Source organism: Aeromonas sp. R10-1 (assembly GCF_040908465.1).
Lineage (GTDB): Bacteria > Pseudomonadota > Gammaproteobacteria > Enterobacterales > Aeromonadaceae > Aeromonas > Aeromonas caviae.
On sequence record NZ_JBFODT010000023.1, the window covers coordinates 171,400 to 185,901 of the forward strand.

Below are 14,502 nucleotides of genomic sequence, written 5' to 3' on the forward strand. Positions count from 1 at the left end.
GATTTTGTACCAGCGCGAATGATCCTGTCAGGGGGCGCAAGCGACTGGTTCGACCATGAGCTTTCAGCATGAATCATCACTCAACATGAATACGCTAGACGAACGCCTGCTCACCGTGATGGATGTCCTCCACACGCCGGTCTGGGTCTATGACATCCAGCGTCATCATATTTACTGGGCCAACGATGCTGCCCTCGGGCTCTGGGAGGCGAGCTCCCTGGCCGAGCTGAAGTCCCGGGATTTCTCCGCCGACATGGCGGCCGCCATCGATCTGCTGCTGCAGCGCTATCTCGGCGATTTCCAGCAGGAGCGCAGTTACAACGAGTGGTGGACCCTCTCGCCCAAGGGGGTCAAGAAGCAGGTCTATCTGCGTCTTTCCGGGATCCAGCTTGCCGGACGGCAGATGATGATGGCGGAAGCGGTCATCGATGCCGACACCCTCTATCAGGAGTCCTCCCTCGCCACCGGCGACACCCTGGCCTGTCTCTTTGACAACGAGGGGCGCCTAGAGAGCGGCAACCATCACTTCGACATGTGCTTTGGCACCGGCATTCTGACGCTGCCCCAGATCTTCTCCGGTGCGGACGAGGCCTTCTATCGTCGCCTCTCCCGTCTGGACGAAGTGGTGGCCGAAGGGGAGTGTCGCACCCAGAAGGGGATGCGCTGGTTCCAGTACCAGTTTCGCCATATCCAGCAGGGGGCACGGATCCTGCTGACCATGCGGGACATCACGGATCGCAAGCTCGAAGAGCTGGAGCATCGACACCTGGCCTGGCACGACTCCCTCACCGGGTTGCTCAATCGCTACGGCCTGATGAAATCCCTGGAAGCCTATTGCGGCCTCGGGGGGCGCTTTGCCCTGGTGTTCATGGATCTGGACAACTTCAAGCTGGTCAATGACAACTACGGCCACAAGGCCGGGGATCGCCTGCTGGAGCGGGTCGCCGGACGGCTCAAGCAGATCTGCCCGCGGGACGTGGAGCTGGCGCGCCTTGGCGGGGATGAGTTCACCGCCCTGGTGCCCCTCAACCAGGCGAGCGATCGGGCCCAGGAGGTGGCGGATCTCATGCTCTCCCAGATGAGCAAGCCACTGCAGCTGAGCGGTGTCCCCGAGGTCACCATCGGCGGCAGCATCGGCATCGCCATCTACCCGGACGACGCGGATGATGGCGACAACCTCATCACCCGTGCCGACATGGCCATGTACCAGGCCAAGCAGATGGGGCGGCTTCGCTGGCAGCGCTTCACCCCCAGCATGCAGCAAAGCCTGCATCGCAAGCTGACCCTCAAGCAGTTTCTGGCCAAGGCCGTCGGTCGGGGGGAGCTCAGCCTGCGCTATCAGCCCCAGGTGGATGTGGCGCAAGGTCGGGTCATCGGTTTCGAGGCCCTGGTACGCTGGTACAATCCCGTGCTTGGCCATGTGTCGCCGGCGGAGTTCATTCCGCTGGCCGAAGAGATGGGGCTCATCCGGGAAATCGGAAGCTGGGTGCTTTCCACCGCATTGGCCCAGATGGGGGAGTGGCAGCGACAGGATGGGGTGAGGGTGCCGGTGTCGGTCAATCTCTCGGGCTTCCAGCTCTCTGCCAGTTTGCCGGAGCTGGTGGCCCAACTGCTCGAGGCATTCTCGGTGGAGGCGGCGCTGCTGACCCTGGAGCTGACCGAGACGGTGCTGATGCTCGACATGAAGGGGTGCATCGAGATCCTCGACGCCCTGAGCGAGCAGGGGATCAAGATCGCCATCGACGACTTCGGGACGGGCTACTCCTCCCTGGCCTACCTCAACCGGTTGCCGATCGACACCATCAAGCTGGACCGCTCCTTCGTGGTGGGGCTCAACCTGCCGGTGATCCGGGCGACGGTGGCCATGGCCACCAGTCTGGGGCTCGGGATCCTGGCGGAAGGGGTGGAGGAGGAGCATGAGCTCGCGGCCCTGCAGACCCAGGGTTGCCATGTCTTCCAGGGATTTCTGTTCAGCCGTCCCATGACCCCGGAAGAGGTTGCGGCGGCGGGGTTCGCTGTACAGTGCCGACTGGGTCGCTACCCCCTCGCAAACCATTGAGCAAGTTGTCGATAAATGTGCGGCATCTCCCATTTATGAAGTGCGAGATGCCAAATTAAACATAATTAATCGAATTTTTGTCTCATATCATGGGATCCATTAGACGTTATCGCTAGTATGCGCGCTCATTCCTTGGTAATGGAGTATCACCATAATGAGTCAAGCTGCAGTGAACGAGCGTCCGGCCCCTCCCAACGGCTGGTTGAACCGCTTTCTGAACGGGGTGGAGAAGGCGGGCAACAAGCTGCCGGATCCCGCCATGCTCTTCCTCTATGCCTTGCTGATCGTCTGGGTCGGCTCCTGGATAGGCTCCCAGTTCTCCTTCGATCTGGTCAATCCCCGCACCGGAGAGGCCGTGGTCATCAACAACCTGTTGACCGGGGCAGGGCTGGCGGACTTTCTCGCCAGCATGGTCACCACGTTCACCGGGTTTGCTCCCCTTGGCATCGTGCTGGTGGCCATGCTGGGGGTCGGGGTGGCTGAACAGTCCGGTTTCATCAACACCGGGCTCAAGAAGCTGCTCAAGGTGACGCCGGCGCGCTTTCTGACCCCCATGCTGATCCTGGTGGCCATCGTCAGCCATACCGCCGCCGATGCGGGCTATGTGCTGGTGATCCCCATTGGCGGCATCATCTTCCATGCGGCGGGTCGCCACCCGCTGGCGGGGATTGCCGCAGCCTTTGCCGGGGTTTCCGGCGGGTTTGCCGCCAACTTCCTGCCTTCCGGCGGGGATGCGCTGCTTCAGGGTTTCACCCAGTCTGCAGCCCAGTTGTTCGACCCTGACTACATGGTCAACACCCTGTGCAATATCATCTTCACCGGCGCTTCTTCCTTGCTGATCATCTGCGTGGGCTGGTTTGTCACCGAGAAGATTGTCGAGCCGCGCCTCAAGCAGGTGCCTCTCAACGAGGATCTGGAGAGCGCCGACGAGATGGGTCGTTACAGCGCCCAGGAGAGCCGGGCCTTCAACTGGGCCGGGTTCGCCATGCTGGCGGCCGTGGTGCTGCTGGGGCTGGCGCTGGCCCCCGGCGACTCGCCGATGCGGGCACCGGACGGTTCCCTCACCACCTTCGCCGCGCCGGTGATGAAGTCCATCGTGCCCCTCATTTTCCTGCTCTTCATCCTGCCCGGGATCGTCTACGGCTTTGTCGCCGGCAGCTTCAAGAGCGGCAAGGATGTGATCGACGCCATGTCGGCCACCATGAACAAGATGGGCTCCTACATGGTGATGGCCTTCTTCTGCGCCCTCTTCATCAAGGCGTTCGGGGATTCCAACCTCGGTACCCTGCTGGCGCTCTCCGGTGCCGAGGTGCTTCACGCCCTGGCGCTGCCGGGAGAGGTGACCATCGTCGGCATCATACTGCTGACGGCCACCGTCAACCTGGTGGTGGGCTCGGCCTCCGCCAAGTGGGCCCTCATCAGCCCCATCCTGGTGCCCATGCTGATGGCGGTGGGGATCTCGCCCGAGCTGACTCAGGCCGCGTATCGGGTGGGGGATTCCGCCTCCAACATCATCACCCCGCTGATGGTCTTCTTCCCCCTGGTGGTGGTCTATTGCCAGCAGTATGTGAAGAGCACAGGCATCGGCACCCTGGTCTCCATGATGCTGCCTTACTCCCTGGCCTTCCTGGTGAGCTGGACGGGCTTCCTGCTGCTCTACTGGGCGCTGGGGTTCCCGCTTGGGTTGCAGGCCCCCTATGTCTATCCTGCCCCTTGAGGGTGACGGGGGGCCTTGGGCCCCCCGCTTTTTTTGGGTAGAGTGTGACCTTCATCCCGGAGGTACCATGAACCCGACCATCGATCTCATTCTTTCCCATCGCTCCATTCGCCAGTTCACCCCAGAGCCCGTCAGCGCAGAGCAGCTGGATCAGATCCTGAGCGCCGCCCAGAGCGCCGCGAGCTCCAGCTTCCTCCAGGCCAACAGCATCATCCGGGTTACCGACAAGGGGTTGCGGGCCACCCTGGCGGAGCTGGCCGGCCATCAGGCCTATGTGGTCGAAGCGGCGGAGTTTTTGGTGTTTTGCGCCGACTACCATCGTCACAGCCAGATAGTGCCGGAGGCCCGCACCGGCTTTGTGGAGCAGCTCATGATCGGGGCCATCGACGGCGCCCTGATGGCGCAAAATGCCTTACTGGCGGCCCAGTCACTTGGGCTGGGCGGGGTCTATATCGGCGGCATTCGCAACAATCCGGCCGAGGTGAGCGAGGTGCTGGGTCTACCCCATCAGGTGATCCCGCTGTTTGGCCTCTGCCTGGGCCATCCCGCCCAGCGGCCGGAGCAAAAACCGCGGCTGCCCCGGGCGCTGGTGGTGCACGAGAACCGCTATCCTGCCACCCTGGACCGCGCCCTGCTGGCCCGGTACGACGGGCAGATCCACGACTACTACCAGGCCCGCAGCAGCAACAGCAAGGATCAGACCTGGAGCGGACAGATCAGGGGGATCCTGGGCAAGGAGGCGAGGCCCTTCATGCTGGGATTCCTGCAGTCGAAGGGTTTTTGCCTCAAGTAATGGGGGCTGCGGGCGATATGGAGCATGACGCACCGGATGCGGTCACCGCCTGCGAGCGTTCTTGTGAGGCAATACGGGATCTGGGCGCTACCCTATGAGGCTAAGCTGTTGTAGGATCTCGCAATTGGATTGGGACTGGAGTGTGAACACCCTATGATTTTAACCCTGATATTGCTGTCAATCGGCGCACTCCTGTTTCTGGTCATCGCCTATAACGTGGTGCAGCAATACAAGCAGAAGGCCGAATCGGACAAGCGCCAGGCCATTGCCCGTCACAAGGCGGTGGCAGACGAGACTGAAGAGGTGTTGCTGAACGTCAACCTGGTGCCCTTTTCCAAAAACATGGTGCTGCTGTTGCAACACCGGATCCTGGATGCCTACCGCGCCATCGCGCTGGTGATGCCCAATGCGCAGGTCAAGCAGCGCATCGCCGATGTCCAGCTCCAGATCAAGAACGTGCAGGAGAACTACAGCAGCCAGGACGAGGGGCATTTCAAGACGCCGGAGTCCGACCGCCAGGCCATCCAGATGCTGCAACTGGCAAAGAAGATGCGGGCCGTGCTGCGGGTCGAGCACAACAAGGGCAAGATAGATCCCCAGGGCTTTGCCCAGGAGGATCGCCGCCTCGAGCTGATGCAGCTCAAGATCAACATCGCCAACCTGCTCAAGCGGGCCATGGATGCCCAGATCCAGGGGCAGTACGGCACCTGCCGCCAGCTCTACACCAAGGGGCTGGGGGCGCTGGCCAATGTCACCGACAAGGATCCCTACCTGCTGGCGCGGGAAGAGGACATGCGTCAGGGGATGCGCCAGCTGGAAGAACACCTGCAGCAGCACAGCGAGAAGGAGCTGCAAAACATCAAGGACAAAGAGACGGACGAACTGGACGTCCTGTTCCAACCCAAGAAGAAATGGTGATCATGTCACATCCCCTGGATTCCACACTGGGGCCCATGGCCCCATTTGTTTGCCAACTGCTCACGGAAATGCGTGCCGTCATGGGGGGCAATGACTCCCCCGTGGTGGATCACCTCTGCTACCGCGCCGCCACCCTGCCGGAATATCTGGAGTTGAAAGCGGTGCTGGCCGCCCACGGCGTCTTGCTGGTGGAGGGGATGATAGGCGGGCGTCCCATCGCCACCTATCGCTTGCACCAGCCCGTCTGCTGGGAGCAGGTGACCGTCCCCTGCATCGAACTGGCCGCCCCCAAGGCGGGTAGAAGCCATCAGGCCGGGCTCGAACATATCGAGCTGGTGGTGCCCTCGCTCACGGCCTTGGTGACGACGCATCCCGATGTCCCCTTCAAGACCGGCAACATCGATGACGGACGCAATCCGGATATAGGATTGATGCTGCCCTCTGGGCAGATCAAGTTTCATCTGCGCCCGCTTGACGAGGTGATCGACGAAGAGCTCTGTACCGGCGCCGTGGTGCCGGTACCGGCGGACTATTATGACGGTCTGTGAGGGGAGGGGCCGTTGACGGGAGCCTGATCCTGTGGCGTCAACGCACAAGCGGGCGCCACACGTCCTTTCAAGTGACCGAGCCAGAGGCTCAACCCGGCGGTGATCATCAACACCAGCTCGATGCCGAGCACCAGACCCCATAGCCCCCCTTGCTCCCAGAAGGGATGCAGATAAAGCCCGCCCAGACTGGCCCCCAGGTAATACCCCACCAGATAGAGCGACGAGGCGAGCGCCCGGTTGTGCTCCACGTGCTGGCCGACCCAGGCGCTGGCACAGGCGTGGGCCAGGAAGAAGCCGAAGCTCGAGACAAGCAATCCCCCGATGATGGCGACAAGGCTCCCCTGCAACAGGGCCAGGCTGCCGAGTGCCATCAAGGTTATTCCCGCCAGCAGCAGGCGTTGTGCTCCCCAGCGATGGGCCCCGCGGCCGCTCAGTGAAGAGGCGACGGTGCCGGTGAGGTAGGTCAGAAACAGCATGCCGAGCCACTGGGTCGGCAGGGAGAAGGGGGCCTTGGCCAGCAGGAAGGTGAGATAGCTGTACTGGTTCAGGAAGACCATGAAGTTGAGGCCGCCGATGAGATAGGCCCCCACCAGCAAGGGGTTCCCAAGGTGGCTCTGGATGGCGCGGCGCAGTTGCCCAGGCGCTGCCTCCACGGCCACGAAGCAGCGCTGGGCGGGCAGCAGCCAGATAACCAGTGGCAGCAGGGCGAGGCTGATGATCCCGATGCCGAGGAAGGTGTGCTGCCAGTCACCAAACCAGCCAGCCAGCAGACCGCCGACCACCCGGCCCGCGATGCCTCCCAGGGAGTTGGCCGCGATATAGACGCCGACGGCTACGATCAGGGCACGTTTGCTGAACTCTTCCCCCATGTAGGCAATTGCGGTGGCGGGCAGCCCTGCCAGCAGGACGCCTTGCAGGATGCGCAGGCTCACCAGCACATCAAAGTGGGTGACCCAGGGGATGCACAGGGAGAGCAGGATGGCGGCCGCCAGGGTCCACAGCATGATCCGCCGCCGTCCGAACCGATCAGCCAGACGGGCACAGAAGAGCAGGGAGCCTGCCAGCCCTGCGGTACAGCCTGCCAGCGTCCAGCTGGCGGACAAGGCGCTGACCGAGAAAACCTCTGCCAGGAGCGGCAGCAGGGGATGGGTCTGGTAGAGATTGAGGAATACCAGGAAGGAACCCAGGCTGAGGGCCAGGGTGGCGCGTATCCATTCGCGACTGCCTACTTCGATCATATGGAGTTGTCCCGACGACTTTTGTGCAGGGTAGTGCGACGAAACGTATAAATATAATATATTTAAGTTATCACCCTGATAAATGAAATTGATATGGACCTGAAACAGCTCGGATACCTGCTGGCGGTGCGCGATGCCGGCTCCTTCACCAGGGCGGCCCAGGGGCTGAACGTGGCCCAGCCTGCCGTCAGCATGGCCATCGCCAAGCTGGAGCAGCAGCTCGATCTGCGGCTGTTTGACCGGCAGGACCGCAGCGTGCGCCTCACCCCGGAGGGAGAGGTCCTTTGCCGCCACGCCGAACGGCTGCTGCGCCAGATGCACCAAGCCGAGGCCGAGATGGCCGAGCTCAAGGGGCTGGAACGGGGGGAGGTGCGCATCGGCATCCCCTACATGATGGGATCCTATTACTTCCCGCCAATCCTGATGGCGTTCAAGCATCGCTACCCCGGCTTGAAGATCCGGGTGGAGGAGGCGGGCACCCGGGAGCTGCTCAGCCGCATGGTGGATGGCAGTCTGGATCTCGCCATCCTCATCACCAGCGATCTGCCACCGGCCCTCGAGGGGGCGCAACTGCTGCGGGAAGAGATGCTGATGGTGGTGGGGGAGGAGCACCCGCTGCGCGGCGCTGAGTCGGTCTCGCTGCCACAGTTCTTCGGCCAGGAGCTCGCCATGTTCCGGCGAGGCTTCTACCACAGGGAACACATGGAGGTGTTGGCGCAGGGGTTGGGGGTAGAGCCTGACATCGCGTTCGAAAGCAATCTCATCCCGCTGCTCAAGGCGGTGGTGCGTCAGGGATTCGCCGTGACCACCTTCCTGCGCATGGCGCTGGAAGAGGAGCCGGCCCTCACCGGCATCCCTTTTTCACCCCCTATCTTCCTGGATCTCTGCGTAGCCTGGCGACGGGGGGATCCGCTCTCCATGGCGAACCGGGCATTGCGGGATTTTTTGCTGGCACAAGGGGATGTTTCTCACCATTGCGCTACAGATACTGAATGATTGAGTGGTATCACCAATAAAAACGCCTCCAATCTGGAGGCGTATGCTGACAAGGTGGATGCAACCTTATTTCTTGAACAGGTGATCCAGCTTGTTTGCCTTGGTGGAGAGATAAAACTCGTTGTGGGGATTGCGACCTTCCTGAAGAGGCACGCGCTCCGCCACCGGGATGCCAAAGGATTCCATCGCCTTCAACTTGCGCGGGTTGTTGGTCATCAGGCGCAGGGATTTGACCTCGAGCGCCTTGAGCATGTCGGCACAGATGGTGTAGTCACGCATGTCGGCGGCAAAGCCAAGCGCCACGTTGGCTTCCACGGTATCGGCCCCCTGATCCTGCAGATGATAGGCCCGGATCTTGTTGAGCAAGCCGATGCCTCGCCCTTCCTGACGGACATACAGCAGGACGCCGCGGCCCGCCTTGGCGATGTTTTCCAGCGCGGCCTGCAATTGGAAGCCGCAGTCACAACGCAGACTGAACAGGGCATCCCCGGTCAGACACTCGGAATGAATGCGTCCCAGCACGGGTTCGCCGTCTGCGATATCGCCCATCACCAGCGCGGCATGATCCTTGCCCGTGCCGGTTTCCTGAAAACCAACCAGCGTGAAAGTGCCCCAGGGGGTCGGCAACTTGGATTTGGCCACGAGGGTAACGCTGCTCATATGGTTGCTCCTGACTACAGCTGCTTAAAAAAGGGCGGCCAGTTTAGCGCGCATTGTTCGGAACAACCATAAGAACAAAACCTTGCGTGAGAAGTGGGTTAACCCGATTGGTCAGAATAGGTGCAATCACGACGACTTTTGCGCAATAGTGTGCCCTGACAACTGCCAGCGACGGCGCATTCGGGTATAATCGGCGCCCATTAACCCATCCCGACAGGGATGTGTGCAACCAGTCAAGATGCCGAGTGCGCAGGAGAAACGTTATGGCTCAGATGGCCCCCGTGATGACTATTGATGGCCCAAGTGGAGCAGGAAAAGGCACCTTGTGCCAGTTGCTGGCTGAAAAACTGGGCTGGCACCTGCTCGATTCCGGTGCCATCTACCGGGTGCTCTCCCTGGCAGCCCTGCATCACGATGTGGAGCTCGATTCCGAAGCAGCATTGGTTCCCCTGGCCGCCAATCTGGATGTGCAATTCCAGGTAGAAGGGGAGCTGGTCAAGGTGATCCTCGAAGGGGAGGATGTTTCCCGCACCATTCGTACTGAAGAAGTGGGCAACGCGGCCAGCAAAATCGCGGCGTTTCCCCGGGTACGTGAAGCCCTGCTGCGCCGTCAGCGTGCATTCCGCCAAGCCCCCGGTCTCATCGCCGACGGTCGCGACATGGGTACAGTGGTTTTCCCCGAGGCGGATGTGAAGATTTTCCTCGACGCCAGCGCCGAGGAGCGGGCCCAGCGCCGCTATAAGCAGTTGCAAGATAAGGGCTTTGATGTTAACTTTGAGCGTCTTTTAACCGAGATTCGGGAACGTGACGATCGCGACAGAAATCGCGCCGTTGCCCCCCTGAAACCCGCGGAAGATGCTCTTGTTGTAGACTCAACGTCCATGACCATAGATGAAGTGCTGGCAACGGTGCTTGCCTATGCAGAGCAACAACTTGGTGATGTCAGCGCAAACTGATGTCAGTCGTCTGCACCAAGGATGGCGCAGATAATTTAAAACAACCCCGCTTGTGCCGGATTGCAAGTGGATGTTTCATTTGTGACATAAACAATGATCGAATCTTTTGCTCAACTCTTTGAAGAGTCCCTGAATGCCGTTGAAACCCGTCAAGGTTCCATCGTCAAGGGCACTGTCGTTGCTATCGAGAACGGTTTCGTACTGGTTGATGCCGGTCTGAAATCCGAGTCTGCTATCCCGGCTGAAGAATTCAAGAACGCCATGGGCGAGCTGGAAATCAACGTAGGTGACTCCGTTGACGTGGCTCTGGACTCTATCGAAGATGGTTTCGGCGAAACCAAGCTGTCCCGCGAAAAAGCCAAGCGCCACGAAGCCTGGCTGCAGCTTGAAAAAGCTTACGAAGAGCAAGCTACCGTTATCGGTATCATCAACGGCAAGGTCAAGGGTGGTTTCACCGTTGAGCTGAACGGCATCCGTGCCTTCCTGCCGGGTTCTCTGGTTGACGTGCGTCCGATCCGTGACACCGCTCACCTGGAAAACAAAGAACTCGAGTTCAAAGTCATCAAGCTGGACCAGAAGCGCAACAACGTTGTTGTTTCCCGTCGTGCCGTGATCGAGACCGAGAACACCTCCGAGCGTGAAAGCCTGCTGGCCAACCTGCAAGAAGGTCAAGAAGTTAAGGGTATCGTCAAGAACCTGACCGACTACGGTGCATTCGTAGATCTGGGCGGTGTTGACGGCCTGCTGCACATCACCGACATGGCGTGGAAGCGCGTTAAGCATCCTTCCGAAATCGTCAACGTTGGCGACGAGATCGCTGTCAAGGTTCTGAAGTTCGACCGCGAGCGTACCCGTGTATCCCTGGGCCTGAAGCAGCTGGGCGAAGATCCCTGGGTTGCTATCGCCAAGCGTTACCCGGAGACCACCCGTCTGTCTGGCCGCGTGACCAACCTGACCGACTACGGCTGCTTCGTTGAAATCGAAGAAGGCGTGGAAGGCCTGGTACACGTATCCGAGATGGATTGGACCAACAAGAACATCCACCCGTCCAAGGTTGTTAACGTTGGTGACGTGGTTGACGTGATGGTTCTGGACATCGACGAAGAGCGTCGTCGTATCTCCCTGGGTCTGAAGCAGTGCAAATCCAACCCGTGGCAGCTGTTTGCCGAAACTCACGCCAAGGGCGACCGTGTTTCCGGCAAGATCAAGTCCATCACTGACTTCGGTATCTTCATCGGTCTGGATGGCGGCATCGACGGCCTGGTTCACCTGTCTGACATCTCCTGGAACAACCAGGGCGAAGAAGCCGTGCGTGAATTCAAGAAGGGCGACGAAATCGAAGCCGTTGTTCTGCAAGTGGACCCGGAGCGTGAGCGCATCTCCCTGGGCGTCAAGCAGATCGAAGAAGACCCGTTCAATAAGTACCTGTCTGACAACAAGAAAGGTGCTATTGTGAAGGGCAAGGTTACCGAGGTTGATGCCAAGGGTGCCGTGATCGAACTGGCTGACGGCGTAGAAGGCTACCTGCGTGCCTCCGACGCTGCTCGTGACCGCGTAGAAGACGCCACTCTGGTGCTGTCTGTTGGTGACGAAGTTGAAGCCAAATTCATGGGTGTTGATCGCAAGAACCGTACCGTAAGCCTGTCTGTCCGTGCCAAGGACGAGGCTGACGAGCGTGTTGCCATCGACAGCCTGAACCAACAAGAAGAAGTTGTGTTCAGCAATGCCATGATGGAAGCGTTCAAAGCCGCCAAGGGTGAGTAATCCTTGATGCAAGAAAAGGGCGGCATTGCGCCGCCCTTTTTTATCTTGGCAAAATGATTATTGCATGTGATCGGGGAAGGAGATTTAACCTTATGACCAAATCAGATCTCATCGAACAACTGGCAGCCAGCCGCATGCATATGCCGGCCAAGGATGTCGAAGCCGCTATCAAGGAGATCCTTGAGCAGATGGCATCGACCTTGCAAAACGGCGACCGGATTGAAATCCGAGGATTTGGCAGTTTCTCGCTGCACTATCGTGCGCCCCGCGTGGGTCGCAACCCCAAGACCGGGGACAAGGTTGAACTGACCGGGAAATATGTCCCGCACTTCAAACCTGGCAAAGAGTTGCGCGAACGCGTCAACATCATCGAATAATGCAGAAAACGGCATACCTGAGTATGCCTTTTTCATTTTTATGGCCTGGAGTCTGCCCGTTGTCGGGTTTCTCACACTCTTTTCCCATTCGCGCTAGAGTCTGCCTGTGATTTTAAGGATAATCAGTCACTCATTCGCTACAGACAGGGAGCTCCCATGAAGCGTATCTTGGCCCTCATTCCACTGGTGCTGGTGTTTGTCCTGACCCTTGCCATCGGTTCTCAAAATGGTCAGCTGGTGCAGTTCAACTACCTGATCGCCCAGGGGGAGTTCTCGCTCTCCATGTTGTTGGGGTTCTTCTTCGCCGGCGGCTTTCTGCTGGGCTGGCTGGTATTTGGTCTGCTGTTCCTGCGTCTCAAACTGCAAAATCGCACCCTGAACCGAACCATGCGTCGTCAATCTCGCGAGTTGGAGCTTGCCCGGTCGACAACCAAGGAATAATGTCCCTCGATGCTTGAACTGCTTTTCCTGCTGTTGCCCATCGCCGCCGGTTATGGCTGGTACATGGGCCGCAGGAGTGTTCGCCAGGACACCCAGCAACAGAGTAACCAGTTTTCCCGCCAGTACGTGGCGGGCCTCAACTATTTGCTCTCTGACGAGTCGGACAAGGCGGTGGATCTCTTTATCCAGCTGCTGGAAGTCGACAGCGAAACCATCGAAACCCACCTTTCCCTCGGCAACCTGTTCCGTCAACGGGGCGAGGTCGATCGCGCCATCAAGATCCACCAGAACCTGGTCGCCCGTCAGCTGACCCGTGAGCAGCGTCAGCTTGCCTTGCAGGAGCTGGCCCGTGACTTTCTGGCTGCCGGCTTGCTCGATCGGGCCGAAGCACTCTGGAAAGAGCTGTGTGATGACAGCGATTTCGAAGAGACGGCTCTGGCACAGCTCCTGATCATTCATCAGCAGTTGCGTGACTGGGACAATGCCATCGCCGTGGCGGTGCGTCTGCAGAAATTCCAGGGCAAGAAGCTGGCCGAGCCCATATCCCACTTCTATTGCGAACAGGCGGAGAGTGCCTTGCGCGATGGCGACAAGCCTGCGGGCATCGCCAAGCTCAAGCGTGCGCTCGGTGCGCACCCGGCCTGTGCCCGCGCCAGCTTGCGGCTGGCCGATCTGGCGATGGAGGAGGGCAGGTTCGAGGATGCGGCCAAGGAGCTCCTGCGGGTGTTCGAGCAGGATATCGACTTTGCCTCCGAAGCCATGCCAAAACTGCTCGAATGCTATCGCCAGCTTGGTCGCAGCCAGGAGCTGATCCCGCTGCTTGAAAAAGCGGTAGAGGATCATGCGGGGGTCAGCGTGACCCTGGCGCTGGCCAATCTGGTGGAGGCCCGCGATGGGTTGAGCCAGGCCCGGGCCCTGGTGCTGCGCCAACTGCGTCGCCACCCCTCCATGAAGGGCTTCTATCAGCTGGTCGGTTTCCAGTTGGCCAGTGCCGAGGAGGGGCCTGCCAAGGAGAGCCTGGAGCTGCTGCAACAGCTGGTCGGCGAGCAGATCAAGATCAAGTCGACCCACAAGTGCCGTCAGTGCGGCTTTGCCACCCATTCGCTGTTCTGGCAATGCCCTTCCTGCCGGCAGTGGGGCACCATCAAGCCGATCCGAGGGCTGGATGGGGAGTAAACGCCAGCGAGGCCAACACGCCCGGGCAAGCACGGATACCCAAGAATTTCAGATGCCAGCGTGCAACCGGGCCCCGGCTCTGCTGCGCCTGGCTGTGGCATAACAATCCATAGGAAGTGACATGCAAGACCCCAAAGTACTGGTCGCGCTGGATTATCAGCACGAAGCCGACGCCTTTGCCTTCATTGAGCAGATCTCACCGGCCCAGTGCCGCCTCAAAGTAGGCAAGGAGATGTTTACCCTGTTTGGTCCCCAGTTCGTTCGTCAACTGGTGGCCAAGGGGTTCGACGTCTTCCTGGATCTGAAATTTCACGACATTCCCAACACCGTCGCCAAGGCGGTGGCGGCCAGTGCGGAGCTGGGCGTCTGGATGGTGAATGTCCATGCCAGCGGTGGCGAACGCATGATGCGTGCCGCCAGAGAGGCGTTGCTGCCATACGGGGACAAGGCGCCCCTGCTCATCGGGGTAACCGTGCTGACCAGCATGGAGCAGTCCGACATGGCGCCCCTGGGTCTGGATGTGACGCCGGCAGAACAGGTGATCCGCCTGGCCACCCTTGCCAAGGCGGCCGGGCTGGATGGTGTGGTCTGCTCCGCGGAAGAGGCGAGTGTGCTGAAGGGACTGCTGGGAGCCGAATTCAAGCTGGTGACGCCGGGCATTCGTCCGAGCGGATCGGCTGCCGGTGATCAGCGCCGCGTCATGACGCCGCTGGCAGCGGTGGAGGCGGGGGCGGATTATCTGGTGATCGGCCGTCCTATCACCCAGTCCTCGGATCCCGCCGCCGTGCTTGGGGCGATCAATGCCGAGCTTTGCCGGTAACGGCGTCATGGGCGAATGAGCGCAGGCCGGATCCCAGAT

General features: G+C 60.2%; 14 protein-coding genes. 12 read left to right on the top strand and 2 right to left on the bottom strand.

The annotated features are described in order from the left end of the window. Nucleotides 1-118 precede the first annotated feature (118 nt). The 5 genes from AB5Y93_RS11175 to AB5Y93_RS11195 all read left to right on the top strand — a co-directional run bounded on the left by AB5Y93_RS11175 (nucleotide 119) and on the right by AB5Y93_RS11195 (nucleotide 6,035). Nucleotides 119-2,059 (top strand): bifunctional diguanylate cyclase/phosphodiesterase, encoded by a 1,941-nt coding sequence (locus tag AB5Y93_RS11175; protein ID WP_039038812.1) that lies wholly within the window; start codon nucleotides 119-121, stop codon nucleotides 2,057-2,059. Between the two features lie 154 nt (nucleotides 2,060-2,213). After that, entirely contained in the window at nucleotides 2,214-3,776 is a 1,563-nt protein-coding gene (locus AB5Y93_RS11180) for an AbgT family transporter (RefSeq protein WP_010675009.1), read from the top strand. 67 nt (nucleotides 3,777-3,843) lie between these two features. Continuing rightward, complete coding sequence (gene nfsA / locus AB5Y93_RS11185; protein WP_279989221.1) at nucleotides 3,844-4,569, top strand: oxygen-insensitive NADPH nitroreductase; 726 nt, start codon at nucleotides 3,844-3,846, stop codon at nucleotides 4,567-4,569. A gap of 153 nt (nucleotides 4,570-4,722) precedes the next feature. Continuing rightward, nucleotides 4,723-5,487, top strand: a complete 765-nt coding sequence (locus AB5Y93_RS11190; protein WP_010675007.1) for a hypothetical protein — start codon at nucleotides 4,723-4,725, stop codon at nucleotides 5,485-5,487. Further along, nucleotides 5,481-6,035 (top strand): VOC family protein, encoded by a 555-nt coding sequence (locus AB5Y93_RS11195; RefSeq protein WP_199767329.1) that lies wholly within the window; start codon nucleotides 5,481-5,483, stop codon nucleotides 6,033-6,035. The genes AB5Y93_RS11190 and AB5Y93_RS11195 overlap by 7 nt, the downstream gene beginning before the upstream one ends. On the opposite strand, the gene AB5Y93_RS11200 is transcribed toward AB5Y93_RS11195, so the two are convergent. Beyond that, nucleotides 6,020-7,273 carry an MFS transporter gene (locus AB5Y93_RS11200; protein ID WP_368229349.1) on the bottom strand — a complete coding sequence of 418 codons (1,254 nt, stop codon included), beginning with the start codon at nucleotides 7,271-7,273 and terminating at the stop codon, nucleotides 6,020-6,022. The two genes, AB5Y93_RS11195 and AB5Y93_RS11200, sit on opposite strands and share 16 nt — an antisense overlap. Nucleotides 7,274-7,366: 93 nt before the next feature. On the opposite strand from AB5Y93_RS11200, the gene AB5Y93_RS11205 reads away from it, so the two are divergent. Beyond that, nucleotides 7,367-8,269 (top strand): LysR family transcriptional regulator, encoded by a 903-nt coding sequence (locus AB5Y93_RS11205; RefSeq protein WP_161653122.1) that lies wholly within the window; start codon nucleotides 7,367-7,369, stop codon nucleotides 8,267-8,269. A 66-nt stretch (nucleotides 8,270-8,335) separates the two neighbouring features. On the opposite strand, the gene ribA is transcribed toward AB5Y93_RS11205, so the two are convergent. Beyond that, nucleotides 8,336-8,929 (bottom strand): GTP cyclohydrolase II, encoded by a 594-nt coding sequence (ribA, locus tag AB5Y93_RS11210; RefSeq protein WP_010675003.1) that lies wholly within the window; start codon nucleotides 8,927-8,929, stop codon nucleotides 8,336-8,338. 263 nt (nucleotides 8,930-9,192) lie between these two features. On the opposite strand from ribA, the gene cmk reads away from it, so the two are divergent. The 6 genes from cmk to pyrF all read left to right on the top strand — a co-directional run bounded on the left by cmk (nucleotide 9,193) and on the right by pyrF (nucleotide 14,463). Next, entirely contained in the window at nucleotides 9,193-9,885 is a 693-nt protein-coding gene (cmk, locus tag AB5Y93_RS11215; protein WP_041215039.1) for a (d)CMP kinase, read from the top strand. Nucleotides 9,886-9,978: 93 nt separating this feature from the next. After that, complete coding sequence (gene rpsA, locus AB5Y93_RS11220; RefSeq protein WP_010675001.1) at nucleotides 9,979-11,649, top strand: 30S ribosomal protein S1; 1,671 nt, start codon at nucleotides 9,979-9,981, stop codon at nucleotides 11,647-11,649. Between the two features lie 92 nt (nucleotides 11,650-11,741). Further along, entirely contained in the window at nucleotides 11,742-12,026 is a 285-nt protein-coding gene (gene ihfB / locus AB5Y93_RS11225) for an integration host factor subunit beta (RefSeq protein WP_005299934.1), read from the top strand. Nucleotides 12,027-12,182: 156 nt separating this feature from the next. Next, nucleotides 12,183-12,467 carry a LapA family protein gene (locus tag AB5Y93_RS11230; RefSeq protein ID WP_010675000.1) on the top strand — a complete coding sequence of 95 codons (285 nt, stop codon included), beginning with the start codon at nucleotides 12,183-12,185 and terminating at the stop codon, nucleotides 12,465-12,467. 9 nt (nucleotides 12,468-12,476) lie between these two features. After that, a complete protein-coding gene (lapB, locus tag AB5Y93_RS11235; protein WP_010674999.1) occupies nucleotides 12,477-13,643 on the top strand; it encodes a lipopolysaccharide assembly protein LapB in 1,167 nt (388 codons plus the stop codon). 121 nt (nucleotides 13,644-13,764) lie between these two features. Next, nucleotides 13,765-14,463, top strand: coding sequence for an orotidine-5'-phosphate decarboxylase (gene pyrF, locus AB5Y93_RS11240; RefSeq protein ID WP_010674998.1), 699 nt, complete (start codon nucleotides 13,765-13,767; stop codon nucleotides 14,461-14,463). The last annotated feature ends 39 nt before the right edge of the window (nucleotides 14,464-14,502 follow it).